This is a genomic window from Sporocytophaga sp. (genome assembly GCF_017745095.1).
Classification (GTDB): domain Bacteria; phylum Bacteroidota; class Bacteroidia; order Cytophagales; family Cytophagaceae; genus Sporocytophaga.
In genome coordinates this window covers 327,380-342,275 of the sequence record NZ_JAGHZZ010000001.1, presented here as the reverse complement: position 1 = coordinate 342,275, position 14,896 = coordinate 327,380, and the positions used below count along the sequence as shown (strand labels likewise).

Annotated in this window: 19 protein-coding genes; 8 read left to right on the top strand and 11 right to left on the bottom strand. The window is 35.7% G+C overall.

Features of this window, described 5'->3' with window-relative positions; translation table 11 throughout:
• Positions 1-34: 34 nt before the first annotated feature.
• The 3 genes from ribH to pdhA all read right to left on the bottom strand — a co-directional run bounded on the left by ribH (position 35) and on the right by pdhA (position 2,385).
• The gene (gene ribH / locus J7604_RS01430; protein ID WP_293890090.1) at positions 35-511 is read right to left on the bottom strand and encodes a 6,7-dimethyl-8-ribityllumazine synthase; all 477 of its coding nucleotides are present in this window, start codon (positions 509-511) and stop codon (positions 35-37) included.
• Positions 512-585: 74 nt separating this feature from the next.
• Positions 586-1,281: a tetratricopeptide repeat protein gene (locus tag J7604_RS01425; protein ID WP_293890088.1), complete on the bottom strand. Its 696-nt coding sequence runs from the start codon at positions 1,279-1,281 to the stop codon at positions 586-588.
• Between the two features lie 72 nt (positions 1,282-1,353).
• Positions 1,354-2,385, bottom strand: coding sequence for a pyruvate dehydrogenase (acetyl-transferring) E1 component subunit alpha (gene pdhA / locus J7604_RS01420; RefSeq protein WP_293890086.1), 1,032 nt, complete (start codon positions 2,383-2,385; stop codon positions 1,354-1,356).
• Positions 2,386-2,562: 177 nt separating this feature from the next.
• Here pdhA and J7604_RS01415 point away from each other — a divergent pair, with 177 nt between their 5' ends.
• Complete coding sequence (locus J7604_RS01415) at positions 2,563-3,672, top strand: DNA replication/repair protein RecF (protein WP_293890084.1); 1,110 nt, start codon at positions 2,563-2,565, stop codon at positions 3,670-3,672.
• Positions 3,665-3,991, top strand: a complete 327-nt coding sequence (locus tag J7604_RS01410; protein WP_293890082.1) for a DUF721 domain-containing protein — start codon at positions 3,665-3,667, stop codon at positions 3,989-3,991. Before J7604_RS01415 ends, J7604_RS01410 begins: the two co-directional genes overlap by 8 nt.
• Positions 3,992-3,997: 6 nt before the next feature.
• Here the strand turns inward: J7604_RS01410 and J7604_RS01405 are convergent, their stop codons facing one another.
• The 5 genes from J7604_RS01405 to J7604_RS01385 all read right to left on the bottom strand — a co-directional run bounded on the left by J7604_RS01405 (position 3,998) and on the right by J7604_RS01385 (position 6,186).
• A complete protein-coding gene (locus tag J7604_RS01405; protein WP_293890080.1) occupies positions 3,998-4,399 on the bottom strand; it encodes a response regulator in 402 nt (133 codons plus the stop codon).
• A gap of 163 nt (positions 4,400-4,562) precedes the next feature.
• The gene (locus J7604_RS01400; protein WP_293890078.1) at positions 4,563-4,844 is read right to left on the bottom strand and encodes a DUF983 domain-containing protein; all 282 of its coding nucleotides are present in this window, start codon (positions 4,842-4,844) and stop codon (positions 4,563-4,565) included.
• Between the two features lie 244 nt (positions 4,845-5,088).
• A complete protein-coding gene (locus J7604_RS01395; protein WP_028978877.1) occupies positions 5,089-5,481 on the bottom strand; it encodes a response regulator in 393 nt (130 codons plus the stop codon).
• Between the two features lie 32 nt (positions 5,482-5,513).
• Complete coding sequence (locus J7604_RS01390) at positions 5,514-5,927, bottom strand: response regulator (RefSeq protein ID WP_293890075.1); 414 nt, start codon at positions 5,925-5,927, stop codon at positions 5,514-5,516.
• Between the two features lies 1 nt (position 5,928).
• Complete coding sequence (locus tag J7604_RS01385) at positions 5,929-6,186, bottom strand: acyl-CoA-binding protein (protein WP_293890073.1); 258 nt, start codon at positions 6,184-6,186, stop codon at positions 5,929-5,931.
• Between the two features lie 244 nt (positions 6,187-6,430).
• Between J7604_RS01385 and J7604_RS01380 the strand changes: the two genes are divergently transcribed.
• Together J7604_RS01380 and J7604_RS01375 are read left to right on the top strand one after the other, a co-directional pair.
• On the top strand, positions 6,431-7,633 hold the full coding sequence (locus tag J7604_RS01380; RefSeq protein WP_293890071.1) for a class I SAM-dependent RNA methyltransferase: 1,203 nt from the start codon (positions 6,431-6,433) through the stop codon (positions 7,631-7,633).
• A 116-nt stretch (positions 7,634-7,749) separates the two neighbouring features.
• Positions 7,750-8,643 carry a diacylglycerol kinase family protein gene (locus J7604_RS01375; protein WP_293890069.1) on the top strand — a complete coding sequence of 298 codons (894 nt, stop codon included), beginning with the start codon at positions 7,750-7,752 and terminating at the stop codon, positions 8,641-8,643.
• Positions 8,644-8,649: 6 nt separating this feature from the next.
• Here the strand turns inward: J7604_RS01375 and J7604_RS01370 are convergent, their stop codons facing one another.
• Together J7604_RS01370 and J7604_RS01365 are read right to left on the bottom strand one after the other, a co-directional pair.
• Positions 8,650-9,825, bottom strand: a complete 1,176-nt coding sequence (locus J7604_RS01370) for a metallophosphoesterase (protein WP_293890067.1) — start codon at positions 9,823-9,825, stop codon at positions 8,650-8,652.
• Positions 9,826-9,908: 83 nt separating this feature from the next.
• Positions 9,909-11,432, bottom strand: a complete 1,524-nt coding sequence (locus tag J7604_RS01365) for an FAD-dependent oxidoreductase (protein WP_293890065.1) — start codon at positions 11,430-11,432, stop codon at positions 9,909-9,911.
• Positions 11,433-11,497: 65 nt separating this feature from the next.
• On the opposite strand from J7604_RS01365, the gene J7604_RS01360 reads away from it, so the two are divergent.
• The 3 genes from J7604_RS01360 to J7604_RS01350 all read left to right on the top strand — a co-directional run bounded on the left by J7604_RS01360 (position 11,498) and on the right by J7604_RS01350 (position 12,713).
• Positions 11,498-11,908, top strand: coding sequence for a VOC family protein (locus J7604_RS01360; protein WP_293890063.1), 411 nt, complete (start codon positions 11,498-11,500; stop codon positions 11,906-11,908).
• 77 nt (positions 11,909-11,985) lie between these two features.
• Positions 11,986-12,318 (top strand): DUF427 domain-containing protein, encoded by a 333-nt coding sequence (locus J7604_RS01355; RefSeq protein ID WP_293890061.1) that lies wholly within the window; start codon positions 11,986-11,988, stop codon positions 12,316-12,318.
• A gap of 101 nt (positions 12,319-12,419) precedes the next feature.
• A complete protein-coding gene (locus J7604_RS01350) occupies positions 12,420-12,713 on the top strand; it encodes a hypothetical protein (RefSeq protein ID WP_293890059.1) in 294 nt (97 codons plus the stop codon).
• Between the two features lie 156 nt (positions 12,714-12,869).
• On the opposite strand, the gene J7604_RS01345 is transcribed toward J7604_RS01350, so the two are convergent.
• Complete coding sequence (locus tag J7604_RS01345) at positions 12,870-14,267, bottom strand: MBL fold metallo-hydrolase (protein ID WP_293890057.1); 1,398 nt, start codon at positions 14,265-14,267, stop codon at positions 12,870-12,872.
• A 95-nt stretch (positions 14,268-14,362) separates the two neighbouring features.
• On the opposite strand from J7604_RS01345, the gene thpR reads away from it, so the two are divergent.
• A complete protein-coding gene (thpR, locus tag J7604_RS01340; protein WP_293890056.1) occupies positions 14,363-14,884 on the top strand; it encodes an RNA 2',3'-cyclic phosphodiesterase in 522 nt (173 codons plus the stop codon).
• The last annotated feature ends 12 nt before the right edge of the window (positions 14,885-14,896 follow it).

Genomic DNA, 14,896 nt, shown 5'->3' with positions numbered 1-14,896 from the left:
AAACTCAAATTTTCGAAGGCTCAGGAACAAATAATTAAAATCCCAGCATTTTTATTGCTGTTATTGCAGCTTCATCACCCTTATTTCCATGTTTCCCTCCTGCCCTGTCCAAAGCCTGTTGCTGATTGTTTGTCGTCAGGACTCCAAATATTGCAGGCTTATTGTATTTCAAACCTACTTCTGTTATACCATAAGCGACAGCATCGCAGATAAAATCAAAATGCCTGGTATCACCCTGAATTACGCAGCCTAGAACAATCACTGCATCAATTTCATCATGTTGAGCCATCCACTGGGCACCAAGGCTAAGTTCAAATGATCCTGGAACAATTTTTTTAATTATATTCTCCCTTTTTGCACCATGCTTCAACAAAGTATCAAGAACACCGGCATAGAGTGATTCTGTAATTTCAGAATTCCATTCAGCCACTACTACCCCAAATTTTTTACCTGAAATATCTGTAATATTCTTCCCTGTATGACTGCTAAGATTTTTAAGTGATGTTGCCATTTTTGATGAGTTTTTAAATTAAAAAGGGATAAGACAAATGTCCTATCCCTTTAATATTTTTGTTATTGAATTAATTATTTTGCGCGTTCCAGATCTTGCTCAAGATACTTCTTTGCATCCATTACCTCAGAAGATTTAGGAAAATCATTAATAATTTTCTCGTACTGCTTAGCTGCATCTTGGAAGTTTTTTGAAACCTCATAAGCTAGAGCTAATTTCATAAGATAAGAAGGAGTATATTGCTCATTCGGCTTGTAATCAGCAGCTTTTTTATAATAAGATATCGCATTTTCGAAATCTTTAAGCTCCATATAAGCATCACCGATAAGGCTATAAGCCCTTGCTTGAACCAACAAGTCATTAGCATTGAATTCTTTCAGATGAGAAATCGCGTCTTCATACTTACCTTTTTTCATATAGGCAACTCCAACATAGAAATTAGCAAGATCGCCTGCATTGGTTCCGCTGAATTCATCAGCTACATCGATAAGACCCGCATTTCTTCCGTCTCCTTTAAGAGCTCTATCAAGAGAATCTTCTTCAAAAGCTATAACAGATGCAAACATTGCATTCTGAGCTTCTTTGTTTTGATTGCTTTTCTGATAATTGTAAAAGAAATATGCGGCACCGGCAATCACAGCTGCACCAACTATTCCAAATAACACATTTTTGTATTTATTTAGAAAATCTTCTGCCTGACCAAATTTATTTGATACCAATTCCGGATTTTCTGCTACCGGCTCACCTTTGCTTTCCTTTAACTTTGCCATTATTTATATATTAGGCTGCAAATTTACTGTAAAATATTTGTAATGAGGAAGTTTTTTGACCCTTTTCTTAAATTATTCAATAATGAATGGATAGTTAGGCTCAACGTAAACATCCTTAAACGCCTCGTCCTCAGCAGGGAACGGAGACTCTTCTGCAAATTTCACGCTTTCTTCAACAATTTCTTTGATCTTCTTGTCAATCGCTTCAAGCTCTTGTTCTGTAGCGTACTTGTTTTCGAGAATTGTAGCTCTTACAAGCTCAATCGGATCTTTAGCTTTATATTCTTCCAGCTCCTCTTTGGTTCTGTATTTAGCCGGATCTGACATAGAGTGACCTTTATAACGGTAAGTTCTGAACTCAAGCAAAGTTGGACCTTCTCCGTTTCTTGCTCTTTCTGCAGCTCTCTCCACAGCAAGGTGTACTTCTTCCACACTCATAGCATCTACCGGCTCAGATGGAATATCGTAAGACTCACCAAGTTTATATAGTTCAGTTACATTACTGGTTCTTTTTACAGAAGTACCCATTGCATAACCATTGTTTTCGATAACAAAGATTACAGGGATTTTCCAAGTCATTGCCATGTTTAAAGTTTCATGGAATGCACCTTGTCTAACAGCACCATCACCCATATAGCACATACAAAGGTTTTTTGTTCCTTTATACATTTCTGCAAATGCAAGACCTGCTCCAAGTGGAATCTGACCTCCTACAATACCATGACCACCTGCAAAGTTTCTTTCTTTATCAAAAATGTGCATAGAACCGCCTTTTCCTTTAGAACAGCCAGTTGCTTTTCCATACAACTCTGCCATTACTGCATTCGGAGAAGTACCAAGTGCTAATGGAATACCGTGATCACGGTATGCTGTAATCCAATGGTCATCTTTAGTAAGGGCAGAAACCGCACCAAGCGCACAAGCTTCCTGACCTATATATAAGTGGCAAAATCCTTTTATCTTTTGCTGTCCATATAACTGACCTGATTTTTCTTCAAATTTTCTTAGAAGAACCATCTTCTCATACCAGAACAGGTACGTTTCCTTTGAAAATTTTGAAGAGGCGTTTACTTTTGCTTTTGACTGTTCTTTAACACTTGCCATAAATCGTTATAGTTCTAAACGTTCGGATATGCGAAATTAATAAAAACATTCAATTTTCAATAAATAAAATTTACACTTGATTATCAAAATTCTACAATTGCAATTCACAAATAACAGTCTAAATACCAGTTTTTTTAACCCACATTGTTCGGACAAAAAAGGAATAACGAAAGTTTCATGAGGATTAAAAATTTAAACTTGCTGAATTTCAAGAATTACGAAGAGGAATCTTTGGAATTCTCTGAAGGCGTAAACATTCTCACTGGAAGTAATGGGTCAGGAAAAACCAATTTACTTGATGCTATTCATTTTCTTAGCATGAGTAAAAGTGCCTTTCATACCTCAGATAATCAGTCGCTAAAAAGAGGTGAAAGTTTTTTTTCAATATCCGGAACTTTTAATAAAAATAACACTGACTTCCTTATTTCAACTCTATTTCAAGCAGGAAAGAAAATATTTCAGGCTGATAAAAAAAGTTATGAAAAAATTACTGACCACATAGGCCGTTTCCCCTTGATACTTGTAACTCCCTACGACACAGATCTTATAAGAGAAGGTAGTGAGGAAAGAAGAAAATTCTTTGATAGCCTGTTTTCTCAAATTGATAAAAATTACCTTATTTCTTTAATCAGGTACAATCACTTTCTTAAGCAAAGAAACAGCCTGCTAAAGCAATTTGCCGAAAAAAGATACACAGATTTTGACCTTCTGGAATCTTATGATGGACCGATTCTGGAAGAAGGATTTAAAATTTTCGCATGGAGAAAAAATTTCACCGAAGAGTTTCTTCCTATGTTCAATAATGCATACGACCTCCTTGCACACCGAAAAGAAACAGTTTCGCTCACACATCAATCAGATGTAGCTGATCCTGCGTTCAAAACGATGTACAAAAATGCTGTTCAAAAAGATCTGATTCTTGAAAGAACGACAAAGGGTATACATAAAGATGATTATCAGTTCCTAATTGAAGGACAGTCAGTGAAAGCAAGCGGGTCTCAGGGACAACAGAAATCTTACGTATTAGCTTTAAAACTAGCTTCTTTTCACCTGCTGGCAAAATACTCCCAAACCAAGCCTATTCTTTTGCTAGACGATATCTTTGATAAACTGGATGAAGAAAGGATTATCAGTTTGCTAAAAATGATAGATAGAGAGGACTTTGGTCAAATTTTAATTACTGAAGCAAAACTGGAAAGAAGTTTGGAATACTTTAAAAACATAAAGAAACAAATCCGTATATTTAACATCTCCAAAGGGAAAATTCTTTCTGTTCAGAATGTATAAGAAGCCTGAAAAAATAAAAACTCCTACGTCAAGAAATTCGGATGTTGCATCTTTAAAAGACTGCATCGATGATCTTATTAATGTATATAAGCTTCGTGGCAGATTAAGTGAAGCAGAGATTACGGGGAATTGGGAAAAAATCATGGGCAAAACCATTTCCAGCCGAACTGAAGAAATTTACTTTAAAGACAAAAAACTATTCATTAAAATCAATAGCGCCCCACTGAAAAACGAACTTTCCTTTTCTAAAAATAAAATTATAGAAAAGATCAATGAGGCTGTAAAATCAGATGCCGTATCTGAAATAATATTTTTATAAAACTATTTAAATAGCAGCTACCACTTCCAGCAATTTTTCCTCTGTAAGTGGTTTAGTCAAAAAACCGCTAATACCCAGTTCTTTCAATCTTGCTTCTTCTTTTGGATTTGCTGTTGCAGTAAGAACAACCACTTTCATTCGATCATTTGTACTGATATTCATAGCCTTGAGAGATTCCAGGAATTCAATTCCGGTCATTTCAGGCATGTTATTGTCCAGCAATATTAGTTCCGGGAAGTAGATATCGTCGAAAGTACAACAGTGCTTAGCGAGGTAAAGAAGTGCCTCTTCCCCATTGGTAGATTTCTTGACTTTAGTCGAAAATTCAAGCTTTTTAATCACCCTTTCGGACAAGTAGTTAGAGATTTCATCATCGTCCACCAATAAAACACAATTCACCTTTTCCATGTAAATTCCCGATTTCTAATAAAATTAAATTTACTTCAGAACATACCCCATTTAAGATTGGTTTGCTATTGCATCAAATTCTACATCGGACGTAGAAAATGTTTGTATAAGCTTATAAAGGATCTGAAAATCAGTAAAATGATTAAAATAGTTTTATTAAAAATTAATTCAACTTATTGTTCTTACCAGCATTTGGGTCAAAACGGACGAATAGATATAAATACAGCACTCTGGCATATCTGAAAACCAATGGCCATAATAGAATAAGAATTAATGTATTGACCACCAGAAATGAGTATGCAGGAAGCTTTAGTATAAATTCGGTAAGTATAAAATTAAACCCACAAACAGCCACACATAAACCATAACTCACGTACATAGCACCATAATAAAATCCTGGTTCCGGCTCTGCTGGCTGACCACAAACCGAACAAGTTTTATTCATTTCTGCCATTTTTTTTAATTTATAAGGGTTAGGATCTACGAAGAGGTCTCCCTTATGGCACTTGGGACATTTACATTTAATAATTGACAATAAAACTGACATAGACTCAAATTTTGTGCAATAATATAAAATGAAATGGCCCTTAAAAAGTCGAAGAAATAAATTGCACTAAAATGAAGGATTTGTTATTAGAGTATAAATTAAAAAACTAATCCTGCCGGAACCTTCCGACAAGATTAGTTATCTATCTCGCAATTAAATCTTTCTTAAGAATTTTGAGCAATTTCTCTTCTGTAAATGGCTTTATCATAATATCTTCAAATCCGAGTCGTGAAATTGAAGACTCCTGACCGGGACTAATGACGCTGGTTAGTAAAACTACTTTAATATTCTTTTCCAAAACCATTTTCTTAAAATTCTTAAGAAAATCGATCCCATTCATTTCGGGCATATTCACATCCAGGATTATTAATTCCGGACAGCGGTTAATCTGCTCCGTCAAAAAAGTCAGAGCTTCTTCTCCATTCCGTACAGTTTTAATTTCCCGGGCGATATTGGATCGTCTTAGAGTTCTTTCTGTTATAAAGTTGTTGACAAAATCATCATCAACAAGCAGAATTGTGTTAAAGTAGGGCATCTTAGTTCTAGGTCAATTTCTAAAAAATTAACCTAGTTTGTACTAAAAAGTTTTAACACATTCATTAATTTTTCTTCGGTTAAAGGCTTGATGATAAAATCATTAAAGCCAATATTTTTTAATACTTCAAGGTCTTTAGGGCTGAATGAAGATGTATAAATTATTATTCTTGTTTTCTTCTTATCGAGATTTAGTCTTTGAAACGTTTCAATAAATTCGAAACCGTCCATTACCGGCATATTTATATCAAGAAAAATGACTTCAGGGAAATCATCACCTGCGGATTTCAAATATTTAAGGGCCTCATCTCCATTTCTGCAAAATGTAAGATTTTCACAAAGGTCAAGCTTTGTAAGAAGATGATCTGCAATAAAATTGCTTACATAATCATCATCTACCAATAAAACATTTTTGAATTTTACCATTGAATCAGTTAATGAATCCATTTTACTTTCCTGAAAGATCCTTTACTACTGCAATATATTTTTGCTTGGCCTCATCCATACTCATACCCTTTAGATCGCTCCAGGTATTGTATTTGGCAATGCCTGCCAAATCAAAAAAATTGGTGGGCTTTTCAACATTTACATCTCCTTCAGTAGCCTGCTTGAACAACCCATAAAGCTTTAAGAGGTTTTCATTAGACTGTGCAGGCAGCAATCGTGATTGCTTAACTGCTTCTTCAAATTCTGCTTTTATATCCATGACTTAAAAAATTTTTCAATTATTACTCTTTCAAAAATCATTCTCAAATTTCTCCCCAATAATTCTGCATTAACTGATTTATCCCTTAATAGTTATTGATTAAGAAAAAAAATATCAAAATCTTTACAAATAGGTTTTCCGAATTGTGATCTCAAATTTTTCAAACAGTACTAACTTGTATAAATTTCTTATTTAAAATCCCTCCAATTAAAATTATTCCCTCTATTTTTGAATAAAAAATTAAGTGAAAGGGACTGAAAATATTTTCCAACAGGATTCTACCATTCTTGTAACATGCCCCAAAAGAATAGGTAAATATCTGGCAGAGGAAATCACTGCGGCAGGACATACGATTGAAAGTGAGATGCAAACAGGTATTTCAACAAGAGGTACTCTTATTGATTGTATACGCTTAAACCTTGTTCTAAGAACTGCACATAAAGTGCTGTTCCATTTAAAAACTTTTCGTTGTACTCATCCTGATCAGTTATATTCTTCTACAAAAGACTTTGCCTGGGAAAAGTATTTTTCTACAGAAAGCTACTTTACCATAGTTGCAAATGTTGAGAATGAGACAATCACTGATTCTCGTTTCGGTTCTTATAAGGTTAAAGATGCCATTGCAGACAGATTTACTTCCTTGTTTAAAAAACGTCCGGATTCTGGACCAGAAAAAAATAAAGTAGTAATATACCTGCACTGGAAAAATGATGAGGCCTCTCTTTACATTGATACAAGCGGAGAAACTATTGCCAAACATGGATATAGAAAAAAGCCTTTTAAAGCTCCGGTCCAGGAAAGCCTTGCCTCTGCTCTGATTTATGCCAGCAGATGGGATAGAAAGTCTACATTTATCAATCCAATGTGTGGAAGTGGTACGCTGGCGATACAAGCCTGCCTGACTGCATTAAACAGATATCCTGGTCTTTTCAGAAGCAATTATTGTTTTATGCATCTGAATGATTTTGAAATGTCTTATTATGACAAAGCGAAGGAAGAGATAAAAACTGCAATACTTAGAAAAATGCCTGCTCGCGTAATAGCGACGGATCTGGACCCTCTTGCTATAGATGCCGCAAAAAATAATGCTGCTACCGCTGGAGTTGACCACCTCATTGAATTCCGTGTGTGTGATTTCAGAGATACAAAAGTACCCGAAGGTGAAGGTGTGGTGATGATAAATCCGGAATATGGAGAAAGATTGGGAGTAGATAAAGATCTGGAAGAAATCTATGCAGCAATCGGTGACTTTTTTAAGAAAAAATGCACTGGCTACCTTGGATATGTGTTTACAGGAAACCTTGAACTTGCAAAAAGTATAGGTCTTAAAACGAAACGCCGGATAGAGTTTTACAATGGCACTATTGATGCCAGACTACTTGAATATGAACTCTATAGCGGCAGCAAAAGAATTGCCCCGCAACAATCCGACGCTCCGGTAAGTTAATTTTTTAATTCAGTACTTGAAGGGTTGATAGCTTCGGGATAGCCGCTTTTTTCTATTTAATTATTAAAGGTTATTCCTGCTAAACCATTCTTGATAGCTGAAAAGGAGAACTGCGTATGGAGCATAGCAACTTGCTGTTTGTGATCAATCCTCATGCTGGAGGTAAAAATAAGTTTGAAATAACTACAGAAATAAAACAATGCTGTACTGGCAGGTCATTATTTCCTCATGTGTATGAAACAACAGGAAATAATGACAAGGATGAAATTCTGAAACTTATGGATCAACTAAAGCCAGAAGCTATCATTGCAGTGGGAGGAGATGGAACAGTGAATCTGGTTGGAAACTTGCTGCTAAATTCTGAGACTGCGCTAGGTATTATTCCTGCTGGCTCTGCTAATGGATTAGCCAAAGACTTGAATATCCCCATTAATTTTGAGGAAGCACTGGATATTGTTCAAAATTTTCACACCAAAAAAATTGACACTTTAAAGATCAATGGGAAAAACTGTTTTCACCTGAGTGATCTTGGATTTAATGCCAGAGTGGTGCATAGGTTTGCAGAAAGCAGTTTCAGGGGAAAAATCAGTTATTTTTGGTATGCATTGAAGGAGTTTTTTTCATACAAATTCTTTGCCTATAAAATCAGTTCTCCAGAGCTGAGAAAAAAGGGAAAAGCATTTATGATGGTGCTTTCAAATGCCAATAAATTCGGAACAAATATTACAATAAACCCAATTGGTGTTATTAATGATGGCTACTTCGAAATCAGTATTATCAAGCCCTTCCCTAAAATCTTCGCCCCTGTGATTTTGTTTCGGTTGATCAGTAACACAATATCCAAATCAAAATATTTTAAGATACTAAGATTAAAGAAGGCAACGATCAGCAATTCATGGAAAGAATTTTTTCACATAGATGGCGAACCTGTAGCAGAAAGAACCAAAAAACTGGAAGTAGAAATTTTACCTAAAAGTCTCAAAGTAATACTTCCCAAGTCTAGTGGTTAATTTGCATCAAAACATTTTTTTTCTGAATGCCAAAAGACCGCTTTCCATTTTTTTATGAGGCTCAAAAACCTCCAGCCATGTCTCATTCTCATAAAATGAAAGTTTAAAAAAACCTTTGTGAGCATGGGTAAAGATAGCACTAGAGGTCTTCTGAACATACTTCAACTTGCTTCCAGCGCCGCTTACGATAAAGTGTTGATTATTTTTATAAATATACTGCAGATTGTGATCATGTCCTGCTGCATAAATAAGGTTATCGTATTTCTTAAAGATATCAATCAACCTTCTCCGTAAACGTTTATATAGAGGATGTGACATATCCTCTTTAGAACCAATATATCTTCGGTAAATAGGATATAATGATCCTGCAATGGGCAATGGTACGTACAATTTTTTATTTGCATCTGTAAGGGGAAAAAGATGCTGTTTCATAGTGAAACGGCCTCCGTGAACTGCAAAGCTATAAAGTGGATGATGCCCTAATATCACAATCCTTTTCGAACTGTTCTTAATAAGAAGCTCTTCCAGTAGAAGAAAAAACTCATGTTCATTATCAACCACACAACCTTCACTTTTCCCAAGAGGTTTATGCCCTCCATGAACCCACCATTGAGTATTAAGTACAATAAAAGTTAGCTTCTCATTGATTGATATTTCATAAGGACCGGGACATCCATTTCGAGGCAGATAAACTTCTTTACTTTTAAGAAAATCTTCAATGTATTCCTGTTGTCTCATCATGGTTTGAAATCCCCCTTTTTTACCTTTCTTCCAGTCATGATTCCCTGAAATGAATACTTTTAGTCCATTGTGATGCTCAACAACATGCAATTGAGCCAGTAATCTTTTTTCTGCAAGCGTAAAGCCTTTGTCACTACTCTCAGGTAAGCCGGTGGGGTATATATTATCTCCCAGAAAAAACACACCAGAGGCATCACCTGCTTCTTCCAACTTTCTTTTCAATAAAGTTAAAGTTGGATCAGGATGTAAAACCGATGGAGCGCCAGCATCACCAATCAGAAACAATGAATAAAAAGGAGGCTTTATACTTTCAGGAAAATTTTTCTTCCAACCATGATGCTTCAATTGGATATATGGCCGCTTTCTATATTCTATTGTAAGTATATAAACAAAAACGGAGGAAAAAATCAAAAGGCTTATAATAACAATTATCCAGGTCATGTCGAATTATTAAAACCATAATTAAGTATCAGGGAATGGTATACAAAAAGCTTTGCACCGATTCCCTGACTTACCCCACCACATTATTTCTTGTTTTCAGAAACCGGTATGATTTCCTTTTTCTCCAAAGGATCAACTGCCGGGCCATATACCACTGAGCCATCTATAGAAAATCTACTTCCATGACAAGGGCAATCCCAGGTTTGCTCGGCATTATTGTAATGGACATTGCATTTCAAATGAGTGCATACAGGTGAAACTGCATGAATTTCTCCATGTGCATCCTTAGCTACGGCAACCTTCTCCCCATTCAGATTCAGAACTTTGCCCTCTCCCGGCTCAAGCTGATCGGGAGTTTCTTCAGAAACATTACCAAACTTATCAGCAACAAATGAACGAGCGTTATCAATATTCTCTTTAAAGAAATCAGCCATAGAAGCAGCAATGGTGATTCTTGTAGAATCATAAGCATCATAATTCTTATTTGTTTTGCCCTGAATCAAATCATTTATTATAAGAGCTGCCAATGGACCATAGACCAAGCCATCTCCTGCAAATCCGGTTGCTACATATAGATTTTTTGAAAATGGACTTTCTCCAATAAAAGGTAGTCCGTCAGCAGATTCATAAAATTCTGCAGACCATCTGAAATCTACTGATTTGACATTAAACTTTTTACGAGCATAAGATTCAAGCTCTTCAAACCTTTTTAATGTTTCCTCCTCATGACCAACTTTATGATCTGCTCCTCCGACTATAAGATATTTTTTACCATTGAATTCAGTGCTTCTGATATAATGATATGGTTCATCCATATCCCAGTATAAATTTTCAGGAGTATCACCTTCTATTGTAGCAGCTATAACATAACTTATATAAGGAAATGCAAGTGTCTGCAATACATTAAAGAATAACGGGATATGAGTTGCCATCACAACTTTTAAAGCCCTTATACTTGATCCATTAGCTGTCACAGTAAATATTCCTCTATCTTCTCTGATATCTGTAACCCTTGTATTTTCAAAGATTTTGCATTTACTGTTTACAAGATCTTCCGCCAGACCATTAATAAATGCCTGTGCATTAAAAACTGCCTGATTATCGAATTTCAGCGCTTTACTAATCGGAAAAGGTAAATCTAAGTTTTCAGTAAGCTCTACAGGCAGATCTATGTAACCAGCATATCTGTACTCGGCCTCCAGATCAGCAATTTGTTCGGATTTGTCTGCATATTGATACCCAACCACCCTTTTGAAGTCACAATCGATATTCTTCCTAGTTATAAGTTGCTCAATAAAATCTATCCCTTCGACCCGACTTCTTGCAACCATTGCTGCTATTTCTTCTCCAAAATCTGAGTATACCTTGCTGTATTGAGTATCGATTTGAGTAGTCAGGTGGCAACTGGACAACCCGGTGGTCCCGTTCCCAATATGACTTGCCTCAGCAAGTACTGAATGTATTCCGGCATCGTTAAGGAGCGTAGCTAGTGTAAGCCCTGTTATTCCACCTCCAATGATCAGCACTTCTGTCTCTATATCCTTCGCAAGGGGAGGGAAAACCGGACATTGACCACTTTCTTCTTTCCAGATTGAGTCTGTATTCATATAATCCCGTCTTTACTATTCCAATATACTTTTAAACCAATCTTTAACACCAATTAGTTTATATTATGAAATACCATGCTGTCGATATGAAACTTAATCAGATAAAAGAGACGTGTCTTTATGTAAATGACCTGGAAAAATCAAAAGCATTTTATAATGGTTTACTGGGGCTTCCAATAATTGGATACCACAAAGACAGGCACCTTTTCTTGCGTGCAGGGAACTCTGTACTTCTGTGTTTTCTTCCTGAAATTACAAAGCAGGAAAAAGAGTTGCCTCCGCATTATGCTTATGGCAAAATCCATGTCGCTTTTGAAGTGCCTGAAGGAGAGTATGAACTATGGAAAGAAATGATGTATGAAAAAGGCATACATATTATATATGAAAAAGAGTGGAATCAACAACTAAAGTCTTTCTATTTTGAAGACCCCGATGGAAATGTGCTTGAAATTATACCTCCGGGATTATGGCATTAGAAAATCAATATTCTATCTGTTTTAAACAAAAAAAACACTTGCTGGTTGAAAATATTATACAAGCATAATTATAATCAATGAAAGCAATCTGGAATGGAAAAATCATCGCCAAATCTGATGATGTAGAAGAACTGGATGGAACATATTATTTTCCTATTGACTCTATTAAGAAATGTTATTTTATTGAAAGTGGTAAAAGAAGTGTTTGCCCTTATAAAGGCAAAGCCCATTACTTTCATATTTATGTGGATGGAAAGATCAATGAAGATGCTGCCTGGCATTATCCGGAGCCTAATGAATTCTCTTACATGCTGAAAAATAAGATTGCATTCTGGAAAGGAGTGGAAATTAAAGAGTCTGATCGGAAGATCAGTTTAGAGCTCCTTAATGTACTTAATAGCTTCTTCTAATGTCATAACACTGAATATCAGCCTTATTTAATGGTACTTTTGCAAGTTTTTTTCATTTAATTCACTTTTTACTTAGGATAAAATTTTATTAATGGCCTCTAATGGATAATTTAGCGATAGTTTATCCTTATTCATTAGACATGAGAGTAATTGCAGAGATACCGCACCATGATTTCAGAATTACCATTTTCGGATGGAATAATAAATATCTCATCAAATTTGAAAAGGGGTCTTATGAACAAACCTATAAAGTAAGTGAGATGGATGTTGCCGGAGATGAAGAGATTAAAAAGCTTTTGAAAGACAAGGAATTTGTGGATAGTGTTATTTCCAGATTTCTTGAAATGAATAAATCCCTTAATGCCGCACTAAACAGGCTCGATGGGCAGCATTGATTTTCAACTTAACTTATAGTAATCTTTAGCTCAAAAATGCTGTTACAAATACTGATAGCTGCTTTGGGAAAACATAATTGATTCTTTTGATAAAAACGGAAGAATCAATTTTCATTTATATAGGCCCGGCAATATGCTGGCTTTTTAAAATTTTTATTACAATATATAAGATTGACCTTTTCCTGGAATTTCAACTTTGTATCCTTCACTGCTAAGCTTTCTATCAAATGCTTCCATATTTCCCTGATCGCCGTGGACGAGAAATACATTTTTCAACTTATCTTTTTGCTGAGACTTTACAAAGCCTAATAAATCATCTGCATCGGCATGCCCGCTAAAGATATCTGTTCTTGCGATTTTAGCATGTACAGGAATTTCTTTCTTATTCATTCTGATACTTTTGGCTCCATTAATCAGCTTATGACCTATAGTTCCTTCAGCACAGTAACCTATAAAGAGAATGGTGCTATAGGCATTTCTAAGATTGCTACGTACATGGCTTTTAATTCTGCCACCTGTGATCATCCCTGAAGAAGCAATGATAATACATGGCTCCATAAAATTTGCCAATGACTTACTTTCCTTTTCTGTTTCAATCTGTATTAGATTGTCAAAATCGAAAAGTGATTTATTCACCTTATAAAAGTCTTTTGCTTCATCATTAAGCTGATCCAGATAATCATCATAAACTTTGGTACTTCTTTTAGCCATTGGGCTATCAGCAAAAACTTTTAGCGTAGGGAGTTTTCCTTCTTTGCTTAATTTATTTAACAAGTATAGAAAAGTCTGAGTCCTTCCTATACTGAAAGCCGGGACTATCAGTCTTCCACGCTTTTCAACACAACATTCATAAATTATTTTTTCAAGAAGAGATTCAGGCATATCTTTCCCTTCGTGAACCCTGCCCCCGTAAGTGCTTTCGCAAACCAGATAATCAACCTGAGGTAAAGGTAAAGGATCATTCAAAAGAGGTGAACTTTTTCTACCCAAATCACCAGAAAAGGCAATGCGTTTAATGGTCCCTGCTTCCTTAATTTCAAAAACTGCAGAAGCAGCTCCAAGTAGATGCCCTGCAGGAACCAGAGTTACTGATAAACTCTCGCTGATTGCAAATTTTGAATTGAAGCTTATAGAGATAAAACGATCCAGGCTTTTCTCTACTTCGCCTTTTGAATAACCGGATTCATTTTGCCTATCTATCTTATGTCTAAAAGCAGCTTTACCAAAGCTTTTCTTCTTTTGAGCTTTGTTATCAAAAATATTTGCAGAGTCTTTCAAGACAAGTTCCGCAAGTGCAATCGTAGGTGCAGAACATAAAATCTGTCCTTTATACCCACTTTTGAATAATAGCGGGATATTTCCACAATGGTCATAATGGGCATGAGTCAATAATACCAGATCCAGGTCAGACGGATCAAAATCAAAGATTTCTGCATCATGGTTTTCTAAATCCTTTCCACAATCAATCAAAATTTTATAATTGTCTTCCAACTCCAGAAGATACATGCTCCCTGTAACCTGTTTTGCCCCGCCGTAAAATGTAATAGATGCCATCCCGCTTATGAAATATCTTTAAATAGGTCTTAGTAAACCTTGCCCCTCTTTGGGCGGTTGAAATTGAATAAATAATTTTAAAAGAAAAAATTAAAATGAGTGAACACCGACTGTTCATTGCGCTGCCTTTGCCTGATCCGATAAAAGATCTATTAAGTGAATTTCAGGCAAATATACAAACGGATATCAAATGGATTCCTAGAGATAATCTCCATATCACGCTTGCATTTATCGGAGCAACACCTACTGAACGCATTTCCGGAATCAATAGTGTTTTGCAAAAAATCAGTGAATCAACAACAAACTTCAGTCTGGAAACTCAAACTATAAAAGTCGTCAAGAGTGCTTCTGGAATGATTTGGGTGACTTTTCAAGCAAACAATTCCTTTAACGATCTTGCGCTAGCTATCAGGGAAAAGCTGAATTTAAGCGAAAAAAGAAAACCGCTTCCCCATATTAACCTTGCAAGATTGAAACATGGTTACCTGGAAAATCCGCTGGGAGAAACGAAATTTGAGGTGGTTACAATCCCTTTTGCAAAAATGGAACTTTGGGAAAGTGAACTAACTCATTCAGGTCCTCAATACAAGGTTATTTCCTCATTTTTCCTTAACTGAAAAGGAAAAATA

Bases quoted from the DNA above. Each gene is read 5' to 3' on its own strand.
- J7604_RS01400 (WP_293890078.1), bottom strand. From the start codon at position 4,844: ATGAATAAAACTTGTTCGGTTTGTGGTCAGCCAGCAGAGCCGGAACCA.
- J7604_RS01390 (WP_293890075.1), bottom strand. From the start codon at position 5,927: ATGGATTCATTAACTGATTCAATGGTAAAATTCAAAAATGTTTTATTG.
- J7604_RS01365 (WP_293890065.1), bottom strand. From the start codon at position 11,432: ATGAATACAGACTCAATCTGGAAAGAAGAAAGTGGTCAATGTCCGGTT.
- J7604_RS01375 (WP_293890069.1), top strand. From the start codon at position 7,750: ATGGAGCATAGCAACTTGCTGTTTGTGATCAATCCTCATGCTGGAGGT.
- J7604_RS01345 (WP_293890057.1), bottom strand. From the start codon at position 14,267: ATGGCATCTATTACATTTTACGGCGGGGCAAAACAGGTTACAGGGAGC.
- J7604_RS01415 (WP_293890084.1), top strand. From the start codon at position 2,563: ATGAGGATTAAAAATTTAAACTTGCTGAATTTCAAGAATTACGAAGAG.
- thpR (WP_293890056.1), top strand. From the start codon at position 14,363: ATGAGTGAACACCGACTGTTCATTGCGCTGCCTTTGCCTGATCCGATA.
- J7604_RS01350 (WP_293890059.1), top strand. From the start codon at position 12,420: ATGGATAATTTAGCGATAGTTTATCCTTATTCATTAGACATGAGAGTA.
- J7604_RS01360 (WP_293890063.1), top strand. From the start codon at position 11,498: ATGAAATACCATGCTGTCGATATGAAACTTAATCAGATAAAAGAGACG.
- J7604_RS01385 (WP_293890073.1), bottom strand. From the start codon at position 6,186: ATGGATATAAAAGCAGAATTTGAAGAAGCAGTTAAGCAATCACGATTG.
- J7604_RS01405 (WP_293890080.1), bottom strand. From the start codon at position 4,399: ATGGAAAAGGTGAATTGTGTTTTATTGGTGGACGATGATGAAATCTCT.
- pdhA (WP_293890086.1), bottom strand. From the start codon at position 2,385: ATGGCAAGTGTTAAAGAACAGTCAAAAGCAAAAGTAAACGCCTCTTCA.
- J7604_RS01410 (WP_293890082.1), top strand. From the start codon at position 3,665: ATGTATAAGAAGCCTGAAAAAATAAAAACTCCTACGTCAAGAAATTCG.
- J7604_RS01370 (WP_293890067.1), bottom strand. From the start codon at position 9,825: ATGACCTGGATAATTGTTATTATAAGCCTTTTGATTTTTTCCTCCGTT.
- J7604_RS01395 (WP_028978877.1), bottom strand. From the start codon at position 5,481: ATGCCCTACTTTAACACAATTCTGCTTGTTGATGATGATTTTGTCAAC.
- J7604_RS01425 (WP_293890088.1), bottom strand. From the start codon at position 1,281: ATGGCAAAGTTAAAGGAAAGCAAAGGTGAGCCGGTAGCAGAAAATCCG.
- ribH (WP_293890090.1), bottom strand. From the start codon at position 511: ATGGCAACATCACTTAAAAATCTTAGCAGTCATACAGGGAAGAATATT.
- J7604_RS01355 (WP_293890061.1), top strand. From the start codon at position 11,986: ATGAAAGCAATCTGGAATGGAAAAATCATCGCCAAATCTGATGATGTA.